Origin of the sequence: Rhizobium jaguaris (assembly GCF_003627755.1) — a bacterium.
Taxonomy (GTDB): domain Bacteria; phylum Pseudomonadota; class Alphaproteobacteria; order Rhizobiales; family Rhizobiaceae; genus Rhizobium; species Rhizobium jaguaris.
The window spans coordinates 335,413-362,293 of record NZ_CP032694.1; the positions used below are offsets into that span (position 1 = coordinate 335,413).

A 26,881-nucleotide genomic window follows, 5' to 3' on the forward strand; every position below is an offset into this window, starting at 1 on the left:
TTCCCGATGTTCGGTGTCGATCCGGTGGTGCTTCTGATTGTGGTGCTCGCAGCCGTCTCCGCGGCGGCGGTTTGCTATGGCGTCCTCTATTCCCGGATCGAGACGCAGAAAAAAGCCGACATCCGCGTCAACCGCATCAAATCGGCCGAGACCGACCGTACGAAGGTCAAGGCCGCGCGCGATCGCGTGCAGGAAATGTCGAAACGGCGCAAATCGGTGCAGGATTCGCTGAAGGATCTGGAAAAGCGCCAGTTGGAGAGCACCAAGAAGAAACAATCGCTGAAGATGCGGCTCGGGCATGCCGGCTTGTCGCTGACACCCGCCCGTTTCTATCTCTTCGGCGTCCTGTTCGGCCTTTTCGTCATGGTTATTCTCTTCCTGATCCAAGCTCCGCTCGCCGTAATCGTCGGTCTGCCTTTCGCCGCAGCCTTCGGCTTACCACGCTGGGTCGTCGGCTTCCTCATCAAGCGGCGGCAGAACAAATTCCTGGACGAATTTCCCAACGCGCTCGACCTCATCACCCGCTCGATCCGTTCGGGCCTGCCGCTCAATGATGCCGTGCGCCTTGTGGCAAGCGAGGCGCGCGAACCCGTCAAATCGGAATTCCGCCGGGTCGTCGAAGCTCAGCAGGTTGGCCTCAGCATGACCGATGCCTGCATGCGCATGAACAATCATATGCCTCTGCAGGAGGTGAGCTTCTTTACGATTGTCATTGCTATCCAGGCGCAGGCGGGCGGCAATCTGTCCGAAGCGCTCGGCAACCTTGCGCGCGTACTGCGCGAGCGCAAAAAGATGAAAGCGAAGGTGACCGCACTGTCGATGGAAGCAAAGGCTTCCGCCGTCATCATCGGTGCGTTGCCCTTCATCGTCGCCACACTCGTCTACCTGACCTCGCCGCAATACATGAGGATTCTGTTCGTCGATCCGCGCGGTCATCTGATCCTGGGCGCCGCCGGCATCTGGATGTCCGTCGGCATCTACATCATGCGCAACATGGTCAATTTCGAGATTTGACCGAAGGAGACGCCGAGACATGTCCTCCGATTTCGCCAGTAAATTGACCGATCCCGGCATGATCCTTGCCGTTTTCGTGGCGATCGCCGTCTTCGCCACCTTCTACACGATCGCCGTGCCCTTCCTGGAGCGCGGCGATCTCAACAAGAGGATGAAAGCAGTTTCCACCGAGCGCGAACTAATTCGCGCCCGGGAACGCGCCAAGCTGAACACCGACGCCGGCAAGGCGTCATTGCGCAGCCAGAACAACCGCAATGTCCGCCAGATCGTCGAACGCTTCAATCTCCGCAATGCTCTCGTCGATGCCAATACGGTCAATCGGCTGCGGGCGGCCGGGCTGCGCTCGGAAAACGCATTGAACATGTTCCTGGTGGCGCGCTTTCTGCTGCCATTCTTGTTTCTGACCGTCGCCGCCATTTTCGTTTTCGTATTTGGTTATTTCGCCGCCAAGCCGTTTGCGATCCGCCTTCTCGGTGTCATCGGCACCGCCTATCTCGGCTTCTACGCGCCGAATATCTATATTTCCAATCTCGTGACCAAGCGGCAGAAGTCGATCAAGCGCGCCTGGCCGGATGCGCTCGACCTGATGCTGATCTGCGTGGAATCGGGCATTTCCATCGAGGCCGGTATGCGCCGCGTCTCTGAGGAGATGGCGGAGCAGTCGCCGCCGCTCGCCGAAGAAATGGTGTTGACCACGGCGGAACTCTCCTTCCTGCAGGATCGCCGCGCCGCCTTCGACAATCTCGCCAGCCGAACCCAGATCGAAATCGTCAAATCGGTGACGCAGGCCCTGATCCAGGCGGAGCGCTACGGCACGCCGATCTCGCAGGCGCTGCGCGTTTTGGCGCAGGAAGGTCGTGACGAACGCATGAACGAGGCGGAAAAGAAGGCCGCCGCCCTGCCACCGAAACTGACCGTACCGATGATCGTCTTCTTTCTGCCCGTTCTCATGGCCGTTATCCTTGGCCCCGCAGCGATCCAGGTGATGGATAAATTCTGAGATAGAAAACTTGCCGCCGGTGCGGGACGTGAGTAATTTCCGGTCCTGTGTCACTGGCGATATGACGTGTCTCTGTGCCGAAGGGCCGGCCGCTCGCCTGGACGCTTTTCAATCATATCGGGAGGATTTACATGTCGTCCATAGCCATCTTTTTCAGCGTCGTTGCCGCCGTTCTCATCGGGGCGATTAGTCCCGGCCCGAGTTTCGTTCTCGTTTCCCGCATCGCGGTTTCTCGTTCGCGCAGGGCCGGCCTCGCCGCCGCTTTCGGCATGGGTGCCGGCAGCGTGACCTTTGCGACTTTGACCCTATTCGGTTTGAATGCGCTGCTGATGCAGGTCGAATGGCTATATCTTGCTCTGAAGGTCGCCGGCGGCCTGTATCTGATTTATATCGGCATCCGCATTTGGCGGAGTGCTGCCCATGATCTCGCTCTTGACGCCCCGGTCACGCCGACCGGCGGGAGTGTTCGGCGCAATTTCTGGTTTGCGCTGGGAACGCAGCTCAGCAATCCGAAGACGGCCATTTTCTACGGCAGCATTTTTGCAGCGCTTCTGCCGGCGCAGCCCGCTCCCGGGCTGATGCTCGCTGTGCCGCTGGCGGTCTTCGCCGTCGAGGTGGGCTGGTACACGGTGGTGACGATCGCCTTTTCGTCGAACCGTCCGCGTGCGCTCTATCTCGGGGCCAAACTCTGGATCGACAGAATCGCGGGCACCGTCATGGGCGCCCTCGGTGTCCGTCTGGTGGCGGAGGGCCTGCCAAGGCATATCTGGCGCTGAAGGTTTAGTTGACCGCTTTCTTGCCGCTATCGCCGGCGGCGAGTTTCTGCCAGGAATTCTGCTGTGCCAGCATGGAGCGCAGATAGGCGACATTGGCGTTCGCCTGCTGAGGCGTCAGTTCCTGGCGGGCGATCTGCTCGGCCTCGGGGAAGCGGCCCTGCAGCCCTACCACGAGAGCCAGATTCTGGCGCACGCGGCTGTCGGCCGCCGGCTGGCTGACGGCGGAGCGAAGATAGGTTTCAGCGGTCTTGAGATCGCCCGTCAGGACATAGGACATGCCGAGATTGGAGAGGATCGACGGCTCGTTCGGCTGCAGCACGAGGGCATCGCGGTATTTGCCGCGCGCCTCGGCGGAGCGACCGAGCTGGTCGAGGATCGCGCCTTCCGCCGAAACCAGCCGCCAGTCCGGGCGGTCCGGCGTCTGTGCACGGTCGATGGTCGCCAGCGCCTCGTTGAGCTGTCCGGCAGCCGCCTGCGCCTTGCCATAGGCAGCCAGCACGCCATTATCGTTGGGATGGGCGATCGCCACTTGCTGCATGACAGCGAGCGCCTGGTCGTTGCGGCCGCTCATCCGCAGCACATTGGCGTAGTTGATGCCGCTATCGCGGTCCTTTGGATTTGCGTTGTAGGCTTTGCCGAGAGTAAGCGTCGCCTGCGAGAGATCCGCGCTGTTCATCTCATCGACGGGCTTCGACACGGTCGGGATCGAGCCGGTGGTCATCTTGTCTTTTGCGGTCGTCGAGCAGCCGGCGAGCGCAAGCGCCAAAAGCGCCGCCGAAGCGCCATGGAAAAGAAAAGTCTTGAGCGAAGACATGGTTGACGAAGTGGCCATAGCGCCTATTCCGGAATATTTAGGTCCTGCGCCTGGCCTCGAATCGGAACAGGGAAAGGTTTGACGCAATGTTCGCTCCAGCAATAATCTGTTAACCCTAACAGAGAGTTAACCCGCGATTCCCTGAAATCATTGCCAAAGGACAGTTATGGCCCCCTATCAATTCATCGAGCGCGCGAGCCCCTTCAACTCGAAGGGTGGCGCGACGTTGCCGATCTTTGCCGTCACCCCGGCGCATATCGAGACCGGCACCATCGATCCGATTGCGCTCGATTGGGCGCGCAAGGCTGGTTACAAGGCCGAAAGCGGCTCGCTGCTGTTGATTCCGACCGAGGAAGGCCATCTCGGCGGCGCGTTGTTCGGCCTTGGCTCCAACCCTTCGGAACAGCCTTTCCTGACCGGCAAGCTGGCGCGTGGCCTGCCGGCGGGCGATTGGCATATCGAGACCGCGCCGCTGACGGCAAACCGGCTTTCGCTCGGCTTCGGCCTCGGCAGCTACCGGTTCGAGCGCTACAAATCGGAAAAGGCAACGCCCCCGACGCTGCTGATCCCGCGCGACGCCGATGCCGCTGATATCAAGCGCCAGCTCGCCGGCGTCTTCCTCGCCCGCGACCTTATCAATACGCCAACCAACGACATGGGGCCGGAACAGCTCGAAGCAGCCTTCCGGGCGCTCGCCAAGCATTACAAGGCGGAAATGTCCGTCATTATCGGCGACGATCTCCTGAAGGAGAATTTCCCGTTGGTGCATACGGTCGGGCGCGCCAGCGCCGATGCGCCGCGCCTGCTGGAACTGCGCTGGGGCAAAAAGGGTCATCGCCGCATCACCTTGGTCGGCAAGGGCGTCTGCTTCGACACCGGCGGCCTCGACATCAAGCCGGCGTCCTCGATGCTGTTGATGAAGAAAGATATGGGCGGCGCCGCCAATGTCATGGGTCTGGCGCTGATGATCATGGACGCCAAGCTCAAGGTCGACCTCCGCGTCATCATTCCCGTCGTCGAAAACTCGATCTCGTCCAACGCCTTCCGACCCGGCGACATCTACAAGAGCCGCAAGGGCCTGACCGTGCAGATCGACAATACCGATGCCGAGGGACGGTTGATCCTCGCGGATGCGCTTTCCTATGCTGACGAAGAAGCACCTGATCTGATGATCGATATGGCGACGCTGACGGGCGCCGCCCGTGTCGCGCTCGGCCCCGACCTGCCGCCCTTCTTCACCGACGATAACGATCTTGCCCGCGATTTGACCGAGGCCAGCCTGGAGACGGACGACCCGCTGTGGCAGATGCCGCTCTACATGGGTTACGACAAGGATATCCGCGCCAAATTCGCCGATATCACCAACGCACCGTCCGGCGGCATGGCCGGCTCGATTACCGCCGCATTGTTCCTGAAGCGCTTCGTGACGAAGACGCCGAGCTGGGTGCATTTCGACATTTACGGCTGGGCGCAGAACGAGCGTCCCCACTCGCCGGGCGGCGGCGAGGCGCAGGCCATTCGGGCGCTCTACCACCATATCCGGCAGAGTGTGCGATAGGGGCTTAAAGTCCCCTCTCCCCGCATCGCGGGGAGAGGGTTAGGGTGAGGGGCCAGGCACAAGAGTGCGACAACGGCGGACTGGCCTGACCATTACTAATAACGGGTCCGAAAAGACGGAGATTCCAGTTTTGCTGTTGCTTTCTAGAAAGCCCCTCATCCGAGCCCTCGACCTTTCGTTTCGCTCTATGTCTCGGTCCCACCTTCTCCCCGCATTACGGGGAGAAGGATTGGGCTTGAATCCGCCATGATCTTGGCCGAAACTGAAACGGCAGCGTAACGATCTCCGAGGTTGCCTTTGCCGCTTGAACTCTCTGCCTCGCAGGCTCTTGGCCTCTGGCATGGCGTGGCGCTCGAGCAGGTGCGTCGCGAGGATCACGATCTGACGCTTCGGCAGATGGCGATCCTCCTGCAAATCTATCTCGTGCCACCGCCGCATACAGTGCGCGGGCTCGCCGCAACGCTTGGCGTTACCAAGCCGGTCATCACCCGCGCCCTGGATACGATGGGTGAGATGGGGCTGGTCGATCGCGTGCGTGATGAGCGCGATCGTCGCAATGTCATCATCAAGCGCACCGTCACCGGCGCGCTCTATCTGGAGAAGCTCGGTGATCTCATCATCGAGCAAGGCCGCAAACTGTCAGTCTAAGGAGCATATTCATGACGCTCGACCGCCGCCTCAATGCCTTCCGGCCCGATCTCGCCGATGCCTCTCTCCAGGGCAAGGTCGAGGCCGATCGTTTTATCGAGGGCACCAAGGCACAAGTCGTCGCTCCCGTCGTCGCCCTTCGTCCGCACCCGGATCTGGCGCGCGGCATCGATACCGAGCTTTTATTTGGTGAGGACGTCGAAGTCTTCGAGCGCAAGGATGGTTGGTGCTGGGTGAAGGCGCTGTCAGACGGTTATGTCGGCTATCTTCCCGAAAAAGCGATCCTGACAGAACAGGCAGCACCCACCCATATCGTCGTAACGCAGCGGACTTTTCTTTATCCCGAGCCGGAACTCCGCAAGCCCCACGCCCATGTGCTGTCCATGGGCAGCCGCGTGCGCGTTACCGGTACGGCCGAGGTGCGGGGAAACCACTATGTCGTCCTGGAGGGTGGCGCGGCCATCTTCGCCAAGCATGTGCAGCCGATCGGTCATAATGATGGCGGCGATTATGTCGATGTCGCCCTGCGGTTCCTGGAAACGCCCTATCTCTGGGGCGGCCGTTCCGGCCTCGGCATCGATTGCTCCGGCCTCGTGCAGCTCGCATTGCTGATGACGGGCCGCGCCGCGCCACGCGATACCGACATGCAAGCCGCCGGCCTCGGCCAGCCGATCGTCCGCGAAGAACTGAAGCGCGGCGATTTCATCTTCTGGAAGGGGCATGTCGCGATCATGGAAGATCCGGAAACGATCGTTCACGCCAACGGTCATACCATGACCGTCGCCCGCGAGAATTTCGCCGCTGCCGTCGAACGTATCGGCTATCTCTACGAGCAGCCGACAGGCTATCGCCGTTTCATCGACTGATTGTGCTCCGGAACCGTCTTTTCGCTCGCTCGTTATCTCCGTGATCGAGATGTCCTATCGAGAGGAGAAGAAGCATGCCCATCACGGCAATGGAAAAGACAGTCCGGGATATTCTGCTCGACAACCACATGCGCAAAAGCAGTAAGATCGACAGGCTCCGTGAGCTGCGTGACGAAGCTCGAGGTATCCAGCGTGCCGGCAGCGAAAGCTCGATGAGCGCTGATGACGGCCTTCAGGATGATCTGCGCGTGATCGAAAAAGCATTGCACGATCTCAATGCCGACATACACGAAAAGGGTGCCGCTACCCTGTAGGCGACGGCGCCCTCAGCTCGCTTCAAGCGGGCATTCTTACGACGTGCGCGGCCGCGCGATCCAGATCCCGGCGATGATGACGATACCGCCGAGGGCCTGTATTAGCGTGACGTTTTCGCCGAACAACACCCAGGCGAAAAGCGCGGCTGCAATCGATTCCAGAAAAATGACGAGCGAGGAAAAGACGGTCGGCAGCCTTCCAAGCGCCACCGAGAGCAGCCCCTGTCCGCCGGCATGGCTGATAAGGCCAAGCGCCAGAAGCAGGCACCATCCCGAGATCGACTGCGGCAATATCCGCGGCTCCAAGAAGAAGGCGATGAGGAACAGGATCGCCGAGGTTATGCTGCTGAGCTCGAAGGTGACGCGGGCGGCGTTCGTCTTGGGGCGCGCTGCGCCGACCGCAAGGAAATAAAGGCCGAAGAAAGCGCCGGTGATGATGGCAAGTGCATCGCCAATGGCGCGGCTCGGGTTGAATGCGAGGCTTTGGACGACCAACGCGGTGCCGCCGGCAAGGCAGACCAGAAGCCCGATGAGCGTGGCGCGGTCGACCCTCTGCCTCAGAATAAGCCAACCGAAGATGACGACCCAGAGTGGCGCCATGGTCGCAAAGAACGTGGCGTTGGCGATGGTCGTCCGCATGATCGCGAGATGCCAGAAGAACAGGTCACCCGTAAAGGCGATGCCGGCAAGAATGGTTGGTGTCGTAAAGCTGGCGCGAGGCGCCTCGACGTCCGCAGCTTCCGCATATCGCATCCAGATCCAAAGAATCGGCAGCGCCAGGAAGACGCGCCAGAATGCGCTGGCGAATGGCCCGACATCAGCCAGGCGCACGAGGCTAGGCGAAATGCTCATCGCCAGCGCGGCAAGAACCATGGCAACAACCCCGAAAAGAAACTGTTTCGAGTCGTCGGAGCCTGTCTTACCGGCAGCATGGCGGTTTGTACTCGTCCTCTCGCCAAGATCTGCGGCGACCATATCGTAATCGGTGTCCGGCTGTGACATTCTCGTGCCTTTGCAACTTAAGTGATTTGCGACGCAAAGTTAGTACAGGTGGGAGGAGTGTTTGGCTCCTTTTTGGAGGTTTTCATGCAATTTTGTTTCCTCTTTGCGGTAAGGATGTATTGAAATGCGCAAACCTGCCGATCTCGATGAATTCGACCTGGCGATTCTCGAGATTCTTCAGAAGGACAATACCGTTCCGCAGCGCAAGATCGGTGAACTGGTCAATCTTTCGGCGCCTGCTGTGCAGCGGCGCATCAAGCGCATGCAGGCCAGTGGCGTCATTCAGGCGAATATCGCCGTCGTCGATCCGGCAGCGATGGGCTTGCCGATCACCATCGTCGTCGAGATCCATATCGCAAACGAGCGCTATGAGCTTATCAACGCGATAAAGCGCAGTTTCCTGGAAGCGCCGGAAGTGCAGCAATGCTATGGGGTCACCGGTGAGGCGGATTTCGTGCTTATTATCGTCGTCGCCAGCATGTCCGCTTATGAAGCGGTTGCCCGACGTCTTTTCTACGACAATCCGAATGTGACGAAATTCAAATCGCTCGTCACCATGGATCGGGTGAAGATCGGTCTTTCCTTGCCATTGGCGCGGGATTAGCCGGCTATCTGTGCGTGCTGTTCATCCCGGCCGCTTCGGCCAGTTCGTCACACCGCCGGTCCAGTTCTCGAAGGCCTTCGAGAGGCGAAGCACCAGCATGTCGTCAAAACGCGGACCGACAATTTGCAGACCGATCGGCATGCCGGAGCGGGAGAAGCCGCAATTGATCGACGAAGCCGGCTGCTCCGACATGTTCCACGGAACGGTGAAGCCGATATGCTCGAAGGGCAGGGCCGGGTCGTTGGTTGGCGAGGCCCATTCGGCCGGGTAGGAGACGATCGGGTTGGTTGGCGATATCACAGCGTCGACCTCGGTAAACAGCTTGCCGCAGCTCCTGCGCATCTCGATGGTCTGGTTGAAGCCCCGTACCGCATCGACACCGCTGATATCGGCGCCACCTTTCGCCCATGTGTAGATATAGGGCAGGATCATCTCGCGCCGCTCCTCGCTGAGGCCCATGATGTCGCCCCAGAAGCGCGCCCGCCAGAAGACATCCAGCCCATCCAGCATCTGTCGCGTCAGCACCGGCGCGACATTGATGACGATAGCGCCGGCTTCTTCGAAGCGCTTGGCGGCAGATATCACTGCATCGCGCACCTCGGCATCGACGGGCAGGCCGCAGCCGGCGTCGAGCATCAGGCCGATCTTCATGCCACGGACATCGATATCGAGATCTATCCAATCGATCGCGTTCGGCGGCAGGCTGGTGCCGTCGCGCCAGTCAGGCCGCGACAGAGTGGCCATGGCAAAGGCGGTGTCTTCGACGGTGCGAGTCATCGGCCCGGCGCAACGGCCAACATAATAAGGATCGACGGGAATGCGGCCGTGGCTCGGTTTGAAGCCGAAAATGCCGGTCCAACCGGCAGGCAGGCGTACCGATCCGCCGATATCCGTGCCAATGTGCAGCGGCCCGTAGCCGGCCGCCGCCGCCGCCGAAGCGCCGGCGCTGGAGCCGCCGGGATTCTGCGTCGGGTCCCAGGGATTGCGGCTGAGCTTATGGAAGCTCGAAAGGCCGGAGGAAAGCATGCCGTAGTCCGGGCAGGTGGTCTTGGCGAAAATCACTGCGCCATCCTCGCGCAACCGGGCGGTAATCGGCGCATCCTCGGCGGCGGGAACGAGTTCGACCGCGGCCGTGCCGAGCGGCACCGGCTGGCCTTTGGTCGCGATCAGCTCCTTGAGCGTTACGGGAATGCCATCCAACGGCCCAAGCGGTGTGCCCTTTGCCCAGCGTTCGGTGGAGGCTGCGGCCTGCTTGCGCGCCTCTTCTGGGTCATAGGCATAGAGTGCCGCGATCGTCGGTTCCCAGGCTTCGATATGTTTTTCCAGCGCCAGCCAGTATTCGCTCGGCGAAAGGCTCTTGTCGGAAAACTTCTGAAGGAGTTCGCGGATGGAAAGATCGGTCGCTTCGGTCATGGTCAATTCTCTTCATATCTGCTTTGAAATCAGCGGTTCGCCTCGCGTGGATCGAGAAGATCGCGCAGGCCGTCGCCAAGCATGTTGAAGCCGAGGACGGAGAGCGCGATCGCCAGACCCGGCAGGATGGCAAGCCAGGGTGCGAGCCCGAGATAGGTCTGTGCATCTGCCAGCATCCGCCCCCAGGTCGGCGCCGGCGGCGGCACGCCGAGGCCGAGGAAGCTTAAGCCCGCCTCGGTCAGGATCGCCAGCCCAAGCTGGATCGTCGCCTGCACGATGATCCCGCTGATGATATTCGGTAGCACGTGCCGCATGGTGATCGAAAGACGCGTATTGCCGATGGCCCGCGCCGCCATCACGTAATCCCTACTCCATGCCTGCATCGCTGACCCCAGCGCCACGCGGGCAAAGACGGGAACCATGAAGACGGCAATGGCGATGATGGCTGTAAAACGTCCAGTGCCGAGAAAGGCTCCGAGAATCATCGCCGAGAGGATCGGCGGCAGAGCGAAGATCACGTCACAGGCGCGCATCACGAGCGATTCGAACAGCCCGCGGCGAGCGGCAGCGGCAACGCCAACTATGGTGCCGACCGTACCCCCGATTGCGACCGCCGATACCGAGATCGACAGCGAATTCCAGCAGCCGACCATCAGCATCGACAGCACGTCATGGCCGAGCTGGTCGGTGCCGAGAAGGCCGAAGGCGAAGGGGGGCTGCAGCTTGTGGATGATCTGCATCTTCGCCGGGGACACCGGCGTCCAGAAGAGCGATAGAACCGCCACGCCGACGAGTGCGAGGATGATGGTCGCGCCGACGATCAGGTTGGCGCGGCGCAATGCACGGAAACGGGAACGGCGGGACGGGGCGGGGGCGACAGTTTCGACCGTGATCATCGCGTGCCTCCGCTGCGGAGTCTGGGGTCGATGACCAGATAAGAGAGATCGACCAGGAAATTCATGGTGATGACGAGGCCGGCAAAAAACAGCACGACATCCTGCATGACGACGATGTCGCGCTGGCTGAGCGCCTGGTAGGCGAGCCGTCCGAGGCCGGGCAGGTTGAAGACATTCTCGATCAGCACGGCACCGGCAACAAGGAAGGTGAATTGCAGGCCGAGAATGGTCAACACCGGCACAAGCGCGTTGGGTACCACGTGACCCCAGAGCACGGCGCCGCCGGACAGGCCTTTGGCGAGCGCCGTGCGGGCAAAATCCTCATGCAGCGTTTCGAGCACGGCCGAGCGGGTGACCCTGGTCAGCACGCCGGCCTGCGGCAGGGCCAATGCTACCGCCGGCAGGATCAGCGCCCTCAGTGCCGGCCCCAGGCCGTTGCCCCAACCGGGAAATCCGCCGGCGGGCATCCAGCCGAGCGAGGTGGAAAACAGCAGGATCAACAGCAGTGCCACCCAGAAGCCGGGCACGGCGATGCTCATCTGCGAAAACAGCGTCGCGATGATGTCGAAGATGCCGCCGCGCCTGGCAGCGGCAGCCACGCCGAGCGGCACGGCGATGAGGATGGAAAGGATGATGGCGAGAACCGCGAGTGGCAGCGTTACGGCTAGCCGCTCGACGATGAGGCCGGCGACCGGTACGCCGTAGGTATAGGATTTGCCGAGATTGCCGGTCAGTGCGCCGGCAAGCCAATGGCCGTAGCGGATGAACAACGGTTGGTCGAGGCCCATATCGTGCCGCAGCGCCGCGAGCGTCTCCGGCGAGGCCGAGGTGCCGAGCGTGATGGCGGCGGGATCGCCCGGTAGCAGGGCCATCACCGCAAAGACCAGCAACGAAACGGCGATCAAGGTCACGATAAGACCCACGATCCGACGGGTGAGGAGTACGATCATTACGTGTCCATGACCGGATCATGTCCGGCATCGAAGCATTCCACAGCGGGCGAGACGAACCGCCCAGCTGTGTGTGGAAGTGAAAGAGATCAGTCTTCCCAGGAGACGTTGGTCAAGACATTCGAGGGGATCGGCTCGTTCTCCCAGAGACCTTTCAGCTTCTTGTCCCAGACCCCGAGTTTCGGCATGACGAAGAGGAAGAGCGAGGGCGCGTCTTCGGCCAGGATCCCCTGTGCCTCGCCATAGAGCTTGTTCTGTGCGGCCGGGTCGGCGGTTAGCTGGATCTTCTTCATCAGCTCGTTGAACGTCGGGTTCTTATAATTGAAATAGTAGGGGTCGCGTGAATAGATGTCGATGTCCAGCGGCTCGGCATGGGCTACGATGGTCATGTCGTAGTCGCGGCCGGTGAAGACGTCCTGCACCCATTTCGCCGGAAATTCCGTCGGCTCGATGTTCATGGTAACGCCGATATCGGCGAACATCGCCTGCATCACTTGGGCGCTTCTGGGAGCATAGGCCATCTGCGGTGTCTTGATGGTAAAGGTGAAGCCGTTGGGATAGCCGGCTTCGGCGAGCAGCGCCTTGGCCTTGGCCGGATCGTAGGGCAGCGTTCCCGTCAGATCCTGATATCCGGGATCGTTCGGCGTGTAGTGGCTGCCGATCGCCGTGCCGAAACCAGACCAGGCGCCATCGATGATCGTCTTGCGGTCGAGCGCCATCATCAAGGCCTGTCGCACCCGCTTGTCGTCGAAAGGCTTGCGCGTATTGTTCATGCCGGCGACGACCTTGAGCTCGGTATTGCCGACCTTGGTCATCAGCTGCGCGTCGCCATCGAAAGAGCTCATCAGCTCGGGTGCGGCGAATTCCGGAAATGCGTCGAGATCGCCGGCCTTCAGGGCCGCCGCTTCCGCCTGCGGATCGGAGATGAAGCGGAAGGTCACCTTGTCGAGTTTCACATCGACGGATTTGTTCCAGTAATCCGGGTTCTTGACGAGCTCCACGTGATCGCCCTTGGCCCAGGCCGAGAATTTGAATGGGCCAGTGCCGACAGGCGTCGTCTTGTCGTTGGCGGCAGACTTCGGACCGACCATGACGGAAGACGGCCAGCCGAGCCAATAGAGCAGGCTGCCGGTCGGCGAAGAGAGATGCAGCACCAGCGTCTCGGGATCCGGAGTGTCGATCGAGGTGATGGTCGCGAAGAAGCGCTTCTGCGGATTGACGGATTTGCTGTCGCGGGCGCGGTCGAGCGCGAATTTCGCCGCCGTTGAATCGAAGGGCTCGCCGTCATGGAATTTGACGCCGGTCTGCAGCTTGAATGTGTAGGTGAGACCATCGGGAGAAATATCCCAGCTTTTCGCGAGCTGCGGCACGATCTTGCCACTCTCGTCGATGGCTACCAGCCCTTCGTAGACGTTTTGCCAGGTCACCTGGCCTATGGCGACGGGAGCTGCGATCGTCGGATCGAGGCCGGTCGGCTCGACGGTCATGCCGATATTCAGCGTCGTCTTGGCGGCTTCGGCGGGCGTCAGGCCCAGCATCAGCAGCCCGGCCGACATCGCGGCGCCATAGGCAAGACGGCGAGCAAAATCGCCCACACTTGGACGCAAAAACTTGATCATCTCAGTTCCCTTGCTGCAGCGCGCGATACCGGTTTTCCTCCGGCGTACGGCCAATTTTTCAAAATAGTGTCATCTCGCAAGCGCACACACAATTCCGAAAATGTGTGCTCCGTGTAGCTGATATCGCTACACTGAATTGGCTCTGTTGAAATCCCTCGTCTCCGGTCAATCACGTCTTCCCTTGCCCGCGACCTGTTCGCGCATGAAGCGTTCGATGAAATCGAGAAGCTTGCCGGCGGCGAAGGAAAGTTGCCGGTCCAGCGCTACGCAGAGATCGATCGGCGTCCTGATCCCTTTGCCGTCAGCGACCGGCAGGGCCACGAGCTGGCCGGTCTGGATTTCGCGCTGCACGGTCAGCGCCGGCAGCATGGTGATGGCCGCGCCGCGCAGCACCAATTCCTTCTGCATTTCCAGCGAGCTGGTCTCGAACACCGGATCGAGCACCAACCCCTCGCGCTCGAACAGGGCATCGAAGGCTTGCCGCGCACCGAAGGAGTGGTCAGGCAGGGCGAGTGAATGCGCCGCGAGTTCTGTGAGAGAGACGTCCCTTTGCGCCGCCAGCGGATGGCTTGTTGCGGCGATCACGTCATAGACGATTTCGGAGCGCAGCCGCACCTTCGTGCCAGAAAGCGGCGGGGCAAACAGCGTAACGGCGATATCGGCTTCGGCGCTGTTGACCGCTTCGATGGCGTTGCGGGCGCTCGTAATGGTCACTTCGAAACGCAGCTTCGGATAGCGCAGGCTGAATTCGGCGAGCGCCGGCGCCAGCAGATTGGCGACGGTGGCGCCATTGGCATAGACGCTGACACGGCCGCGCTGCAGGCCTTTCAGGTCTTCGATGAGCTGGTGCACATGGTCGAGTTCGCGCAGCGTCCGTCCGGCGCGCACCGCCAACAGCTCACCGGCGGCCGTCAGCTTGACCCCGCGGGCGCTACGCTCGACCAAGGGCGTGCCGAAATGATATTCCAGATTTTCGATCTGCCGGCTGATCGCCGTCGGCGCGACGTTCAGATTTTCTGCCGCTTGGCGCATGGAGTTGGTGCGCACCAGTTCGTCGAAATAGATCAGTGCCCGGATCTGCATGGATAAATCCCCGGCTAGATCATCCGGTCCGGAAAGCGGTCTCGCCAGGCCGGCTGCGCGCCTTCCACGGGCAGCGCCCTCGCCTCGTAGACGCCGCGGGCAATTGCGCGCGCCATGACGATGGTGGCGAGATGGCAGAGTTCCATGAAGCTTTGCAGGTCGTCCCTTTCGCGCTTGCTGGTCGAAGCGGCAAAAACCGTGTCGCCGTCAAGCGGCAGATGCGTGGGCAGGAGCGCGCGGGCAAGGCCGTCATGGCCGCAGACCGACAGCCGATGCGCTTCCGCCTTGGTCAATGCAGCGTCGGTGACGATGGCGCCGATCGTTGTTGCCGTAACATTCGAGCCCTTCAGCCGCAGGCGCGTGTCGATGGTTTTGGGCATGCCGAGGCCGCCGAATTCGCCGCCGATTTCGAAGGGCGCGGCCCAGAAATGCGGCCCTTCGCCGATGGTGGCCGAACCCAGCGCATTGACGGCGACGATGGCTGCGACCCTATATCCCTGGCTGCTGACGGCGCTGGCTGAGCCGAGGCCGCCCTTGACCGTCGCCGTCGTCGCCCCCGTGCCCGCGCCGACCGTGCCGAGCGGGAAGGCGCCTTTGCCTGCGGCCTTGAAGGCTTCATAACCCATGTCACGATAGGGCGAATGCAGGCCCCAGTCCTTGTTCCCGCCATTGATGAGATCGAAGAGGATCGCCTGCGGCACCAGCGGCACGCGCACAGTGCCGACCTGCAGGCCGCGCCCGATGTCGCGCAAGCCCGCCTGCACACCGCCCGCCGCATCAAGGCCGAAGGCCGAGCCGCCCGACAACACCAGCCCGTCGACCACACCGACTGTCATCGCCGGATCGAGCAGTGCCGTGTCCCGTCCGCCCGGCGCACCGCCGAGCACAGAGCAGGAGGCGACTGCCGGTTCATCGAAGATGATGGCGGTGACGCCGGAGCCCAGTGCAAGATCGGTGCAATGACCGACGGCGATGCCTTCGATATCGGTCAGGAGATTGAGGAGATCAGCCAATGAAAAATCCTTCGCCTTTCGAAGCGCGAGGTCGTCATGGCGATAGGATCGCAAAGAGGGCGAAAAGACAAGATGGGTTTCGGCGATTGATATTGCCTAGGCCGCCCTCGTCTTCGAGGCATTTCTCCGCCACGTCCCGCAATACACCCAGGATGGGGACCTGAAAAACACGAGAACTCGAAGAAGGCCGAACTGATATGCGGCCTGATGATAACATCAACCCTCACTCCGAGGTGGTCGAAGCGAGGGCTGGGTGATGTTGTGATGCAAAAGAACCGCCAAGCCGACCCATTAAACGTGAATCGGCTTAGCCTGCGGGCGATTGAGGAGATCGCGAATGGCGAGCTTAACCTCGTCCGCGCTTCTGAAACGCTGCTCGTCCAGATCATGGACGTGGTACTTCACGGCGATGAACTTCAGCCGGTCTTCATCCGGAACAACGATGCCGACGGGCACGCCAGCATACTCGATGACTTGCTTCTTCATAAAAAATACTCCCTCTGCACCCTAGCGGCGCAGACATGGCGAATTGACTGTTTGAATCCGATAAGGGGACGAACGTCACATTCGACAGCACGGGCGGGAGAATGCGCCCGAGCGGTCATGGTCAAGCACGGACCGCCCAAGGATCGAAGCGATGACTTTAATATTCAGCATGTCACTTCCTTAGTTGGCGTTGTACTTGCATGGGCTCCAATGATAGGGCCCGCGATCCAGCGTGCTATTGTCTACAATCTTAGTAGATAATAGCCATTCCATCCTCAGAAACATATTCCGAAAGATGTCAAAATATCGACGATCGAGAAAATAAAATTCCGAATCCAGCTAATTGCGAGAAAGGTTGTATCAACGTTCGCGCAACCTCCCATGCTGAAACGGCATCGCCGATCACCGACAGAGAGATAGGAACTGGCATTGGATTCGACAATGCCTCAGGAGGATTAAAATCGGTTCGTCACGAAATCTCCTCAAAGATGAACGGCCGGGAAAAATAAGCTTAGAGGCCGTCTTCCAACGCTTTTTCAAGCGCTTTGACGAAGAAACCCGCGCTGTCAGCCGAAAGACAAAGCGGCGGCTTTATCTTCAACACATTGAGGTGATCGCCGGTCGGCTGCATGATGATGCCGAGTTCGAGTAGCCGTTCGCAGATGGCCGCGGTTTCTTCCGTGGCCGGCGTCAGAGTCTCGTGATCGCGGACGAATTCGACGCCGAGATAGAGGCCCATGCCGTGCACGGCGCCGATCAGCGGAAAATGCTCCATCAGCGCGATCAGTCCCACCTTCAGATGATCGCCGATGATTCGGGCATTCTCCTGCAGACTCTCGTCCTTCATGATGTCGAGCACGGTAAGGCCGACGACCGAGCTCACCGGACTGCCGCCGGCCGACGAGAAGAAATAGCCTTCTTTTCCAGTGATTCGGCGATCTCCCGTCTGGTGATGACCGCACCGAGCGGGTGGCCGTTGCCCATGCCTTTGGCGATGGTGATGATATCGGGCACGACGTCCTGTTGCTCGAAACCCCAGAAATGGTGGCCAAGCCGGCCGTAACCCACCTGCACCTCGTCGGCGATGCAGAGACCGCCCCGCTTCCGGACGGCGGCATAGACATCGGCAAGATAGCCGCGCGGCAGGGCGATGCCGCCGGCATTGCCGTAGACGGCTTCGGCAATGAAACCGGCGAGACCCTCGCCCTTCTCATCGATGGTCTCCAGCAAGGTCGTAACGCCGGCCATGTAATCCGCCGCCGAATCCGGACCACGGAAGGGGCCGCGATAGCTATTGGGAGAAACGAGCGGATGCACCCAGTCCGGCCGTGTCGTCAACGCCTGCGGATTGTCGGCTATTGAGGTGGAGACGGCGTCGCTCCCCAGCGTCCAGCCGTGATAGGCCTCCAGCAGGCACAGCACGTTTTTCTTGCCCGTATAGGCCCAAGCAAGCCGGATGGCGAGATCGTTGGCCTCGGAACCGCTGTTGACAAGGAAGACGCTGTCGAGACCCTCCGGCGCCAGCGCCGCCACTCGCTCGGAAAATTCGGCAACGGCCGCATAATGGAAGCGGGAGTTGGTGTTGAGCCGCGACCATTGCCGCTCGACGGCGGCCGCCAGCCGCGGATGCGCATGACCGACCATGGCCACGTTGTTGACCATATCAAGATAGGCGCGGCCTTGCATGTCGAACAGGAATTCATGCCAGCCACGCTCGATCTGCGGCGGCGCGTCGTAATAATGTTTTTGCGGCTTGGCGAAATGCGCCTCGCGCCGGGCCAGAAGTGCGGCGCTGTCCAACCGTGGCGCTTCGCAAGCCTGGCTCAGGAGGATCGCCGGCGAAGGGCAGACCGCCGACCAGCCATCGGCCTGATGTGGCGCGGCAAAGAGCGGCGGCACCAGTCCCTGGACCCGGCAGAGCTGTACACGCAGCCCGCCGATCGCCGAGCCTTCGCTGCCGATCGTGCCGATATCAGCACCTTGCTCGATTGCGGCGCCTTCTTCCAGCGCGCACTCGACGCCGTCAAGATGCAGGCTGACCGCTTCGCCTACCAGAACGAGGTGCTGGCCGTGCCATTGGATGCGTCCGGCGAAGGGGGCGGCGACCACGGTGCCGGCCGGCAGGCAGACATCGTTGTGCAGCGCGAAATTCTGCGGCGGCGTCATGCAGAGGAGATCGGCATGCGACAGACGGAACTCGCCGTAGCGCGTCGCAGCCGTGCCGGAGGCGATGGCCGCCTTGGCGAGCAGCCGCCAGTCCATGTCCGGCTTCTGCCAGTTGCCGTCGACAAAATGCGCGCTGGTCGCGGAAAGATCGACGGCGGCAATGCGGTCCGGCGCAATGTCCGGCAGCAGCGCCGACCAGTTATCGGTGGCGATCGGGGCAATGTCGATGCCGGCGGCCCGGAGGATCGCTGCTTCCATCACTTCGGGCTGCGCGCCGGTGGCGACGTCGAAAATCTTGCGCTCGAATTCAAGATTGCCGCGCACATAGTCGTTGTCGGGATCGATGGCGAGCTGTTGCTCGCCGCTGGCGGCGAGAATCACGGCGCGGGCGACGACCAGTGGCCAGAGCGCCCTCAACTCGGCTTCCTCAAGCGGGTAGATCGCGTGATAGGCCTTGATGGCAGGGATGATGTAGAAGGGATCGCCTTCGGCGTGGTGGAGCAACGAGGCGCAGGTGACGGCGAGGTCGCCCACCAGCCAACCCTGGATGATGTCCCCAAAATCGATCACCCCATCGGGAACCGGCTGCCCATGCGCATCCGGGTCACTGACGACATTGTCGTCGGTGACGTCGTGATGGACAGGCTGCACGCGAAGCCCGCTCGCAAGCGGCTGGATGCGCTTGACGGCCGCAACCATTGCCTTGGCGATGCGGTCGCGTGCCTCATGGTCTGTGATCGCCTGCAGGAGCTGCACGGCGACGGGCCCGGCGCGGCGCAGATCCCATTGCAGACTCCGGTGCAGGCCGGGATGGTCGAAATCAGCGAGACCGCGGGCGAGCCGGGCTGAGAGAGCGCCGAGTGCCGAGACCGAGGCGATCGGCAGATGCTTGCGCCGCGTCAGCGATCGACCGGGGAGATAGCTGAGCAGCCGGACGAGATAGTCTTGTTCGCGAATGGTGACGACGAGGATTTCCCGGCCATTCAGCGCAGGCACGATATTGGGCACGCGCGGTGCATCCGGTTTGGCATGCAGATGGCGGATGGCTGCGTTCTGCGCCTCCAGCTCGACCGTGTCGTATTCCGTCCGGCAGATCTTCAGAACGTAGCTGTTGTCACCGGTGTCGATGCGGTAGTTGCGGTCCTGCTGGCTGCCGAGTTCGGTGAGCGTTCCGACCAGACCGTAATGCGTCTGCAAGATCTCCGCCGCCGCTTCCGGCGTCGTATCCGGTCTTGACAGTTGCATGCGATTGACGAGCGCGGCGTCGGTCATGGCATCCCCGGATGGTTCATCTGCATCGACACTAAACCATTCCGTCCAAAAGAAAATCACCGAAAACGAATAGGGTGATCGAACGATAGGACGGAAGATAGGCTCCCGATCGCGCCTGCATAGAGCGCGGTGCGTTCATTTGAACACACAAAGGTCGCCCCAGCTTTTTCTTCCTGAAGGGGATCTCACTCAACCTCGATCGAATAGCTGCAACCGGCCAGCGTTTTACCGGGATGGTAGATATCGGTCGAGACGTCGAGGGCAATGCGCGTATGCAGCACCGTGTCGGAATTCTCCATTTGCTCCTTCTTGGAGAATATCTCTTTCTCGGCGAGGAATTTGTCGAACCTGTCGACCGCTGCGGTGACATCCAGCTCTTTGGCAATTGGATGCGGATCGGCCTCGTCGAGCAGGGCCAGCGGACCGGAGGAGGCGAGGGCGATCCTGTCGGTCTGCCGCCCGAAAACGGTGATCGGCTTCGCCAGCTTGAATTCCCGCAGCAGAAGACTGTTCGACGGCTGCTCGGTAATGCCGAACAGCTTCATCGCCTCGTCGCTTTCCGGTCCCGTCAGCCACATGGTAAAGCTGTTATAGCTCGGCACGTCGTATGTCGTGCATTCGATCAGCTTGGCAAGATCGATCTTGGAAGGATCTTCCTCCGATGTAGCGGCGGTCGAGCCCTGCGCGGCCAGAAGGATAGCCAAGGCCGAGAGCGGCAGGACTCTACACAGATATGCTGGCATCTCTCCTCCTCCGCAACCTCCAAGCGACTCGATGTCGGCCGCATTAAATCGCAATTCGGCTGAAAAAGGAAAGGGGGTCGTCCAGACCGAAGCCCAGGTTTGCGAATGCCGGGCTAGCCGGCGCTTCGCTGGGTCTCAGAGCGTTCGATGCTTCATCGGCTGCGCCGACCGTATCTCACCCCATCCGCTCCGAAGCATAGCTTCCGGGGCTCGCCGGGAAGACGATGGTGCGGTTGCCGTTGAGAAAGGTGCGGTAGTGGATATGGGCATGGATGGCGCGAGCTAGCACCTGGCTTTCGACATCGCGGCCGATCGAGACGTAGTCTTCCGCCGACTGCGCATGCGTGATGCGCGCGGTGTCCTGCTCGATGATCGGACCTTCATCCAGATCGCCGGTGACGTAATGCGCCGTCGCGCCGATCAGCTTGACGCCGCGCTCATAGGCCTGCTTGTAGGGGTTGGCGCCCTTGAAGCTCGGCAGGAAGGAATGGTGGATGTTGATGATCCGGCCCGACATCTTCTTGCAGAGCGCATCCGACAGCACCTGCATGTAGCGGGCCAGCACGATCAGCTCGGTGCCGGTCTGCTCGACGAGTTCCATGAGCTGGGCTTCGGCCTGCGGCTTGTTGTCCTTCGTCACCCTGATGTGGTGGAAGGGAATGTCGTGGTTGACGACTACCTTCTGATAATCGAAATGGTTGGAGACGACGCCGACGATGTCGATCGGCAGCGCGCCGATCTTCCAGCGGTAGAGCAGGTCGTTGAGGCAATGGCCGAAGCGCGACACCATCAGCAGCACCTTCATGCGCTTATGGGCATCGTAGATCTCGGCGTCCATCTCGAATTTGGCGGCGACCGGCTTGAAGCCTTCGACCAAGGCGTCCTGAGCCACACCTTCTTCGGAGATGAAGGAGACCCGCATGAAGAACTTGCCGGTATCGAGATCGTCGAACTGGCTGGAGTCGACGATGTTGCAGCCTTGATCGGCCAGATAATTCGCTATCGCCGCAACGATCCCGCGGGTCGATTTGCAGGATACCCGTAGAACATAGCTCTTCATGTCTCTTCCCTCGTAAGGCGGCTCGTCGTGCCGCCGCTCGCTTATAGCAATCGAAAGGCATGGGAAAGCTCCCCGCCCATTCCTCGCGACAGAGCTTAAGATAGGTGGCGGAAAATTCCGTTCCTATTGCGCCTTTCAGACGCGTATCCCCGTCGTCGTGAAGGAAAGCCGCCGCAGATCGATGGGAAACGGCTCAGGCGACGGCCGCCTGCTTCTTTTTCCATTTCGCCCAGCGGCTGGGTGTCGTCAGCTCATGGACGATCGCGCCGCCGATCGCTGAGCCGACGATGCAGAAACTGACGAAAACCGGGCCATGCGCCATGATATCGATCTTAAGCACGCCGCAGACGACGCGCAGAAATGCCAGCGTAAAGGCATGGGTGATGTAGATGCTGTAGGAGGCGTCGCCGAGATAGCTCAGCCAGCCGATGACCGGCAGCTTGGTGAAATCGATCGAGACTGCCGAATAGAGAATGACGACAGCCGGAATGCCCCACATATAGGAGCGCATGCTGGAATCGCAGAGCGTCTCATTGATCAGCAGGAAGGCGAATCCAACCACCAGGGCCGGCCAGGCGACCGCCTGCGGCAGCAGCACCTTTTCAAGGTAAAGCTTGGCGAGCACGACGCCCGCCAGGAATTCATAGATGATCGGGTCGCCATAAACCGTGGTGGCCGTCGTTTCGACCGGAAAGAGACGGCAAGTAAGGATGATCGCCGTCATCGTGCCGAAGAGGGCATAGAGACGCCATTTTTCGCGCACGAGCAGCAACAGGCCGAAGACGAAATAGAAGAACATCTCGTAATTCAGCGTCCAGCCGGGCACGACGACGGGAGCGATGAGGCCGGGATCGGCGGGATTGCGCCAGGGCAGGAACAGCAGAGAAGCCACAACGTGCGGAATGTCGAACACAGTCGATTTGAGGATCGATGGCGCAATGAGAGCGACGGCCGCGGAAAACAGTGTTGCCAGCCAATAAAGCGGCACAATGCGCTGGATGCGGCGGCGATAGAAATCAAGCGGGCGCACTTCACGTCCGGCCGTGGTCAGCCACATGACGAAGCCGCTAAGCACGAAGAAGATATCGACGCCGGTCTCTCCGAAGAGATGGAATTGCCAGTCGAAGCCGGAATTGACCTTCGGCACCTGCAGCACCGAATGAAAATAGACGACCATCAGCGCGGCGATGGCGCGCAGATACTGCAACTGAACAAGCATCTCGATCCTCATGCGGCCGCGGCCGACGCAAGGCAAGGTCAGCCTGGCACTCTGCTGCCATCCACATTTGCCGGCTGTGTCCGGGCGGTGCGCGGCCTTTCAGAAACGCGCATATAACCGATCAGCAGCCAGAGCAGCCCGGCGATCTTGATGGAAAAAATCGCCGTGCCGCCGATCATCATATTCAGAAAAATGAAAAGAGAGAGTGAATGAGCGCAGCGTCTTTGTGCAGGCGTTGTGCCGGCAGGATAAAGGCAGACGAACAGCCAGAACATGATCAGGCCAAAGATTGTCGACCCGTAGATAAGGTAGACGTAACCGCTGTCGGCGAATTCCCCGATCCGCGTAATGTCCAAGCCGAGGATCGCCTGAAAATCGAGATCCAACATCTTCTTGATCGTGACGCCGACACGGCCGGTGAAATTGTCGCCCACTTCATTGGGCTTCATGAAATGCACGAAGAAGCCGATCAGGATGATCAGCGGCATCAAGATGAGATCAAACGCCTTCGGGATCTTCGGGAAGGCGAAATAGCCGACGATACTGACGAAGGAGAAGATCAGCATCGTGCGCGTATCGTTGGTGAGCAGGATCAGCACCACCGTCGAGACGAACAGCGCCTTCTCGATCCTGCCGAGCTTCGGCCAGAACGAGAGCAGATAGATGACGATGACGCCGCAGAAATTGGCGAGCGATACCTGCTCCAGGAAGATCGACGAAGAACGGTGGTTGATGAGGCCGAAGGAAAAGCGCCCCTCGAAACCGAGCGCATTGGCAAACAGGCCGGTATTGTTGAAGCTCGCCTGCTTGATGCCGCGGGTATTCTCGAAATATTGGCCGGGATGGAACAGGCTGACATAGAAGGGCGTGCTGACGATCTCGCAGACCAGGAACAGCAGCACGAAGAAACAGCCGATGCGGAACGCCAGTTTCACCGTCCGCTCGCTCGCCCAACTGCCGATGCCAGCGAAGGCAACGATGATCAGCACGTTGCGGAACTGGTCGATGAAGGGCACATGGTTCAGCACGGTGATGTAGATCGTGATGATCAGCGTGAATATCAGATAGAGGAAGATCGGCAGATCTTCCTCATAGATGCCTCTTTTCAACAAATAGGCGACGCTGGAAAGCATCATCATGCCTTCGCAAAGCACGACATGCGAAACGGAAAGCGGGGTGATGTTGTGATTGATAAAGGCAAGGATGCAGTTGTAGAGCACCGAAAACAGCGTGATCGCCAGGATCGGGTAATCGATGCGCTGTTTGTCCGTGAGGCTTTTCATTAAATGTCCAGGGCTGCCGCATCCATCGGCCGGCGCAACCATAGCAGCGCCGTGATTCGCCACAAAGCGCTATCAGCCCTTCGTTTCGGCCCATCAGCTCGCTGGCTTGACGCTGGCGCAGGCCGGTACAAACGGCGTCTTCTTGCCGACAGCGGAAGTGATCACCTTCATCTGCGGCCGATCCTTGCCGCCATGCGGCTGCACGTTCAATGGCTCCTGTGGTGGCCACCAGTCGCCGGCGGCCCAATAGGTCCATCCGAGCCAGACGTCGCTATTATCAGCCATGACACCGAAAACCTGCTTCAGCCCGTCGAGGCAAGGCTCGTTTCCCGCCACGCCGAATTCACCGAGAAAACCACGCTTCCCGTTCTTGCGCAGCCAGGCCGTGACGTCGGTCAGTCCCTGTTTGGCCTGGTCGCTGCCGTCACAGACGGGATGCGTGCCGGAACTGTCGGCATCGAGATATTGGTGAAACTCGAATGCGTAGAAATCGAGCGGGTCCCTGACGCCGAGCATGACGGTATCGTTCGCGCCGCCACCGAGCTTGTCGGCAGCCCAGCTCGATGCGCCGGTCCAATTCGTGCCGGGCACGAGGATGAGGTTGCGGGCGCCGACCGTGCGAATGCTGCGGATGGCGGTATTGGCGGCCTCCAGCCAATCAGGCGCCTTGATATCATGCGGCTCGTTCATCAGGCCGAAGAACACGCCCTTCTGATTGGCGAATTCGACGGCGAGGCGCGCCCAGAAGTCGCCGAAGGCGAGATCGGTCGCAGGTGCCTGGGTGAGCTGGCCCTTGTCGTAATAGCCGAAATTATGCGGATCGAGGATAACCGCCATGCCGTGCTTTTGAATGAGGTCGACGGCATCCTTGAGCCGCTGCAGTTCCGCGCCATCGAGAGATTGACCCAGCACCGGCTGCAGCCGCTCCCAGCGGAAAGGCAGGCGGACGACATTCATGCCCTTGTCGGCGAAATAGCGCAGCGTGTCTTCCGACGGATAGGTATAGTTGGTGCCGAGCACGCCGCTGCGATCGCCATATTCGGCGCCGGAAAGATTGATACCGCGATAGCAAAGCTGCGCCGCAAAGCCGCGATCGGCCTGCGCGGTGGAGGCGAGCAGAACCATTGCGGTGAGTGATCGGCACAGCAAACTCTTAACGAGTCCGGTCATTGCAGGCTCCTGTTCTTCCCTCTCGTCAGTGAGCCCGTTTCGTAGGGGCTTCCACGTTGAATATTAATGAAGACATGATCTTGGCTGGCCTTCGCCGACGTTTGCCATGGGACTTCCTGGGAACGTCCTTAATGTTCCGTTAGCCAAACATTTCTAAACTCCGGGCATCTGCTGGCAGGACCTGCCGGCGGACCCCATGAAAGTCTGACATGAGCTCATTGGAACGAAGCAAGCGATCGAGCCAACTTCCGGGTTGGCGCAGCACCGAGCCGTCCGAAGGACGGCGTGAGGGCTTGCGCCTGCGCAGCCCGGTGGTGCGCCCGAGGGACTTTGTCCATGAGGTTGAGCCCGTTGCGGCCGAGGAACCCGCCAACTCGCTAGAGCAGGCAATCCACAGCCGTGGCGAAGTACACCGCGAGATCGAGCCAAAAGCGGAAGTCGCACCGCAGCCGATCGCGGAGCTGGCCGTTGTTGCGACACCCTCCGTCGTCGAGCCGGTTGTCGCTGTCGCGCCGCAAACGGTTTCGCCTGCGCCGATGCCGGCGACCGATATGCCGCTTCTTGACTTGAAGTCCGCAGTCCGGTCGATCTGGGCGAAAAAGCTGCTAGTCCTTGCGCTCGCTATAGTCGGCGCAGTCCTCGGCGCCGCTATCATTCCGTTGCTGCCGCAGAAATTCTCGGCCGAGACCAGCCTCTATTTCGATCCTCGCCAAGTGGGGGGCTCCGATGGCCCCAGGCCGCTCCCACTGCGCCGGAACTGATCCTGACGATGATCGACAGCCAGACGCAGATCCTTTCCTCGGGCAAGGTGCTGGGACGGGTCGTCGATGCGTTGAAGCTCGATCAGGATCCGCAATTCAACGGCGGCGCCACCGGCGACGCGGCAAAATACGTGGCGACCGGAACGCTGGCGAAGGCGGTGCAGATCGCCCGCGAGGCAAGCACCTATGTCGTGACGGTGAAAGTGACGACGCGCGATCCGCAAAAGTCGGCCAAGATCGCAAACCAGCTTGTCACCTCCTTCATGGAGGAAGAGAACAAGGCTGCCGCAAACAGCTATCAGACCAGCAATACCGCGCTCGATGGCAGGCTGGAAGATTTGCGCCAGCAGGTGCTCTCCGCTGAAAAGGCGGTCGAGGCCTATCGCGCCGACAACGATATGGTCGCCGTCGAAGGCAATCTGATTTCCGATAAGCGCCTGACCGCGCTGAACGACATGCTGGTGACCGCCCAGCAAAAGACGATCGAGGTAAGGGCGCGCGCCGACGCCGCCGACAAACTGAGCTTCGAGGACGTCGTTTCCAACGGCTCTTCGACGACGACGGTAACGTCCGCATCGCTCAGCAGTCTGCGTCAGCAGTATGCAACGCTCGCCGCCGCCGTCGGCAGCCTGCAAAGCCAACTCGGCGCCCGTCATCCGCGCTTGCTCGCTGCCAAATCCTCGCTCGACAGCCTCGCCGCTGAAATTCGCAGCGCGCTGCAGCGGCAGACGGCGTCGGCTCGTGCCGATTACCAGCAGGCCCAGAAGGCTGAGCAGGATATTGCCAAGGAACTGGCGGTGCAGAAGGCATCGCAGGTCAATACATCAGGCAAGCTGGTCGGTCTCAATGAACTGGAGCGCAAGGCCGCCGCCGCCCGAGAGGTTTACGAGACACTGCTGAAGCGTTCCGGCCAGACCAGCGACGCGCAGGATTTGTCGCAAAGCAATATCCGTGTCATCTCCGAGGCCGAACCGCCGTTAACGGCGGACGGGCCGAGCCGGAAGGTGATGATGGTGGCCGGATTGATCGCCGGCGCCGTGTTCGGTATAGCCCTCGGCGCGGTCTTTGCCATCCTCGCCGGCCTGTTCCGGCATCCCGTGGTCCGCGGCTATCTCGGGAAGTGATCTCCATCGTCCTTCGTGTGGTCGATG

General features: G+C 60.7%; 22 protein-coding genes and 2 pseudogenes. 9 read left to right on the plus strand and 15 right to left on the minus strand.

All coding sequences use genetic code 11. The annotated features are described in order from the left end of the window. Positions 1–6 precede the first annotated feature (6 nt). From CCGE525_RS01610 to CCGE525_RS01620, 3 genes are all read left to right on the plus strand, one after another. The gene (locus CCGE525_RS01610; RefSeq protein ID WP_120702761.1) at positions 7–1,014 is read left to right on the plus strand and encodes a type II secretion system F family protein; all 1,008 of its coding nucleotides are present in this window, start codon (positions 7–9) and stop codon (positions 1,012–1,014) included. A gap of 19 nt (positions 1,015–1,033) precedes the next feature. Then, a complete protein-coding gene (locus CCGE525_RS01615) occupies positions 1,034–2,014 on the plus strand; it encodes a type II secretion system F family protein (RefSeq protein WP_120702762.1) in 981 nt (326 codons plus the stop codon). Positions 2,015–2,145: 131 nt separating this feature from the next. After that, on the plus strand, positions 2,146–2,790 hold the full coding sequence (locus CCGE525_RS01620; RefSeq protein WP_120702763.1) for a LysE family translocator: 645 nt from the start codon (positions 2,146–2,148) through the stop codon (positions 2,788–2,790). 4 nt (positions 2,791–2,794) lie between these two features. On the opposite strand, the gene CCGE525_RS01625 is transcribed toward CCGE525_RS01620, so the two are convergent. After that, positions 2,795–3,622 (minus strand): tetratricopeptide repeat protein, encoded by an 828-nt coding sequence (locus tag CCGE525_RS01625; RefSeq protein WP_120702764.1) that lies wholly within the window; start codon positions 3,620–3,622, stop codon positions 2,795–2,797. A 148-nt stretch (positions 3,623–3,770) separates the two neighbouring features. Between CCGE525_RS01625 and CCGE525_RS01630 the strand changes: the two genes are divergently transcribed. From CCGE525_RS01630 to CCGE525_RS01645, 4 genes are all read left to right on the plus strand, one after another. Further along, a complete protein-coding gene (locus CCGE525_RS01630) occupies positions 3,771–5,162 on the plus strand; it encodes a leucyl aminopeptidase family protein (RefSeq protein WP_120702765.1) in 1,392 nt (463 codons plus the stop codon). A 297-nt stretch (positions 5,163–5,459) separates the two neighbouring features. Further along, positions 5,460–5,810: a MarR family transcriptional regulator gene (locus tag CCGE525_RS01635; protein WP_120702766.1), complete on the plus strand. Its 351-nt coding sequence runs from the start codon at positions 5,460–5,462 to the stop codon at positions 5,808–5,810. A gap of 11 nt (positions 5,811–5,821) precedes the next feature. Next, positions 5,822–6,676 carry a C40 family peptidase gene (locus CCGE525_RS01640; RefSeq protein ID WP_120702767.1) on the plus strand — a complete coding sequence of 285 codons (855 nt, stop codon included), beginning with the start codon at positions 5,822–5,824 and terminating at the stop codon, positions 6,674–6,676. Positions 6,677–6,750: 74 nt separating this feature from the next. Next, the gene (locus tag CCGE525_RS01645) at positions 6,751–6,990 is read left to right on the plus strand and encodes a hypothetical protein (RefSeq protein WP_120702768.1); all 240 of its coding nucleotides are present in this window, start codon (positions 6,751–6,753) and stop codon (positions 6,988–6,990) included. Between the two features lie 36 nt (positions 6,991–7,026). Here CCGE525_RS01645 and CCGE525_RS01650 read toward each other — a convergent pair whose 3' ends face one another. Continuing rightward, positions 7,027–7,992: a DMT family transporter gene (locus CCGE525_RS01650; RefSeq protein ID WP_120702769.1), complete on the minus strand. Its 966-nt coding sequence runs from the start codon at positions 7,990–7,992 to the stop codon at positions 7,027–7,029. A gap of 124 nt (positions 7,993–8,116) precedes the next feature. Here CCGE525_RS01650 and CCGE525_RS01655 point away from each other — a divergent pair, with 124 nt between their 5' ends. Continuing rightward, the gene (locus CCGE525_RS01655) at positions 8,117–8,596 is read left to right on the plus strand and encodes an Lrp/AsnC family transcriptional regulator (protein ID WP_120702770.1); all 480 of its coding nucleotides are present in this window, start codon (positions 8,117–8,119) and stop codon (positions 8,594–8,596) included. Between the two features lie 21 nt (positions 8,597–8,617). Here the strand turns inward: CCGE525_RS01655 and CCGE525_RS01660 are convergent, their stop codons facing one another. The 13 genes and pseudogenes from CCGE525_RS01660 to CCGE525_RS01720 form a co-directional block, all read right to left on the minus strand. Then, positions 8,618–10,009: an amidase gene (locus CCGE525_RS01660; RefSeq protein ID WP_120702771.1), complete on the minus strand. Its 1,392-nt coding sequence runs from the start codon at positions 10,007–10,009 to the stop codon at positions 8,618–8,620. Between the two features lie 29 nt (positions 10,010–10,038). Further along, positions 10,039–10,905, minus strand: a complete 867-nt coding sequence (locus CCGE525_RS01665) for an ABC transporter permease (protein ID WP_120702772.1) — start codon at positions 10,903–10,905, stop codon at positions 10,039–10,041. Next, positions 10,902–11,855: an ABC transporter permease gene (locus CCGE525_RS01670; protein WP_120702773.1), complete on the minus strand. Its 954-nt coding sequence runs from the start codon at positions 11,853–11,855 to the stop codon at positions 10,902–10,904. Before CCGE525_RS01670 ends, CCGE525_RS01665 begins: the two co-directional genes overlap by 4 nt. Positions 11,856–11,944: 89 nt before the next feature. Further along, positions 11,945–13,474: an ABC transporter substrate-binding protein gene (locus CCGE525_RS01675; RefSeq protein WP_120702774.1), complete on the minus strand. Its 1,530-nt coding sequence runs from the start codon at positions 13,472–13,474 to the stop codon at positions 11,945–11,947. Positions 13,475–13,639: 165 nt separating this feature from the next. After that, on the minus strand, positions 13,640–14,557 hold the full coding sequence (locus CCGE525_RS01680) for a LysR family transcriptional regulator (RefSeq protein ID WP_120702775.1): 918 nt from the start codon (positions 14,555–14,557) through the stop codon (positions 13,640–13,642). 14 nt (positions 14,558–14,571) lie between these two features. Beyond that, positions 14,572–15,570 (minus strand): P1 family peptidase, encoded by a 999-nt coding sequence (locus tag CCGE525_RS01685; protein WP_120706194.1) that lies wholly within the window; start codon positions 15,568–15,570, stop codon positions 14,572–14,574. Between the two features lie 291 nt (positions 15,571–15,861). Beyond that, a complete protein-coding gene (locus CCGE525_RS01690; protein WP_120702776.1) occupies positions 15,862–16,056 on the minus strand; it encodes a hypothetical protein in 195 nt (64 codons plus the stop codon). 511 nt (positions 16,057–16,567) lie between these two features. Beyond that, a pseudogene (locus tag CCGE525_RS01695) lies at positions 16,568–19,494 on the minus strand (aminotransferase). A 185-nt stretch (positions 19,495–19,679) separates the two neighbouring features. Beyond that, complete coding sequence (locus CCGE525_RS01700; protein WP_120702777.1) at positions 19,680–20,237, minus strand: hypothetical protein; 558 nt, start codon at positions 20,235–20,237, stop codon at positions 19,680–19,682. 175 nt (positions 20,238–20,412) lie between these two features. Next, a complete protein-coding gene (gene purU, locus CCGE525_RS01705) occupies positions 20,413–21,297 on the minus strand; it encodes a formyltetrahydrofolate deformylase (protein WP_120702778.1) in 885 nt (294 codons plus the stop codon). Positions 21,298–21,490: 193 nt separating this feature from the next. Beyond that, positions 21,491–22,516 (minus strand): acyltransferase family protein, encoded by a 1,026-nt coding sequence (locus CCGE525_RS01710; RefSeq protein ID WP_120706195.1) that lies wholly within the window; start codon positions 22,514–22,516, stop codon positions 21,491–21,493. 38 nt (positions 22,517–22,554) lie between these two features. Continuing rightward, positions 22,555–23,799, minus strand: a complete 1,245-nt coding sequence (locus CCGE525_RS01715; protein ID WP_120702779.1) for a hypothetical protein — start codon at positions 23,797–23,799, stop codon at positions 22,555–22,557. 93 nt (positions 23,800–23,892) lie between these two features. Next, on the minus strand, positions 23,893–24,969 hold the full coding sequence (locus CCGE525_RS01720; protein WP_120702780.1) for a glycoside hydrolase family 5 protein: 1,077 nt from the start codon (positions 24,967–24,969) through the stop codon (positions 23,893–23,895). A gap of 209 nt (positions 24,970–25,178) precedes the next feature. Here CCGE525_RS01720 and CCGE525_RS01725 point away from each other — a divergent pair. Then, positions 25,179–26,854: pseudogene (locus CCGE525_RS01725) on the plus strand (GumC family protein). Positions 26,855–26,881: the final 27 nt, after the last annotated feature.

Excerpts from the sequence above, each read along its gene's own strand:
- CCGE525_RS01610 (WP_120702761.1), top strand. The coding sequence starts at position 7 with ATGTTCGGTGTCGATCCGGTGGTGCTTCTGATTGTGGTGCTCGCAGCC.
- CCGE525_RS01615 (WP_120702762.1), top strand. The coding sequence starts at position 1,034 with ATGTCCTCCGATTTCGCCAGTAAATTGACCGATCCCGGCATGATCCTT.
- CCGE525_RS01620 (WP_120702763.1), top strand. The coding sequence starts at position 2,146 with ATGTCGTCCATAGCCATCTTTTTCAGCGTCGTTGCCGCCGTTCTCATC.
- CCGE525_RS01625 (WP_120702764.1), bottom strand. The coding sequence starts at position 3,622 with ATGGCCACTTCGTCAACCATGTCTTCGCTCAAGACTTTTCTTTTCCAT.
- CCGE525_RS01630 (WP_120702765.1), top strand. The coding sequence starts at position 3,771 with ATGGCCCCCTATCAATTCATCGAGCGCGCGAGCCCCTTCAACTCGAAG.
- CCGE525_RS01640 (WP_120702767.1), top strand. The coding sequence starts at position 5,822 with ATGACGCTCGACCGCCGCCTCAATGCCTTCCGGCCCGATCTCGCCGAT.
- CCGE525_RS01645 (WP_120702768.1), top strand. The coding sequence starts at position 6,751 with ATGCCCATCACGGCAATGGAAAAGACAGTCCGGGATATTCTGCTCGAC.
- CCGE525_RS01650 (WP_120702769.1), bottom strand. The coding sequence starts at position 7,992 with ATGTCACAGCCGGACACCGATTACGATATGGTCGCCGCAGATCTTGGC.
- CCGE525_RS01655 (WP_120702770.1), top strand. The coding sequence starts at position 8,117 with ATGCGCAAACCTGCCGATCTCGATGAATTCGACCTGGCGATTCTCGAG.
- CCGE525_RS01660 (WP_120702771.1), bottom strand. The coding sequence starts at position 10,009 with ATGACCGAAGCGACCGATCTTTCCATCCGCGAACTCCTTCAGAAGTTT.
- CCGE525_RS01665 (WP_120702772.1), bottom strand. The coding sequence starts at position 10,905 with ATGATCACGGTCGAAACTGTCGCCCCCGCCCCGTCCCGCCGTTCCCGT.
- CCGE525_RS01670 (WP_120702773.1), bottom strand. The coding sequence starts at position 11,855 with ATGATCGTACTCCTCACCCGTCGGATCGTGGGTCTTATCGTGACCTTG.
- CCGE525_RS01675 (WP_120702774.1), bottom strand. The coding sequence starts at position 13,474 with ATGATCAAGTTTTTGCGTCCAAGTGTGGGCGATTTTGCTCGCCGTCTT.
- CCGE525_RS01680 (WP_120702775.1), bottom strand. The coding sequence starts at position 14,557 with ATGCAGATCCGGGCACTGATCTATTTCGACGAACTGGTGCGCACCAAC.
- CCGE525_RS01690 (WP_120702776.1), bottom strand. The coding sequence starts at position 16,056 with ATGAAGAAGCAAGTCATCGAGTATGCTGGCGTGCCCGTCGGCATCGTT.
- CCGE525_RS01700 (WP_120702777.1), bottom strand. The coding sequence starts at position 20,237 with ATGCCAGCATATCTGTGTAGAGTCCTGCCGCTCTCGGCCTTGGCTATC.
- purU (WP_120702778.1), bottom strand. The coding sequence starts at position 21,297 with ATGAAGAGCTATGTTCTACGGGTATCCTGCAAATCGACCCGCGGGATC.
- CCGE525_RS01710 (WP_120706195.1), bottom strand. The coding sequence starts at position 22,516 with ATGCTTGTTCAGTTGCAGTATCTGCGCGCCATCGCCGCGCTGATGGTC.
- CCGE525_RS01715 (WP_120702779.1), bottom strand. The coding sequence starts at position 23,799 with ATGAAAAGCCTCACGGACAAACAGCGCATCGATTACCCGATCCTGGCG.
- CCGE525_RS01720 (WP_120702780.1), bottom strand. The coding sequence starts at position 24,969 with ATGACCGGACTCGTTAAGAGTTTGCTGTGCCGATCACTCACCGCAATG.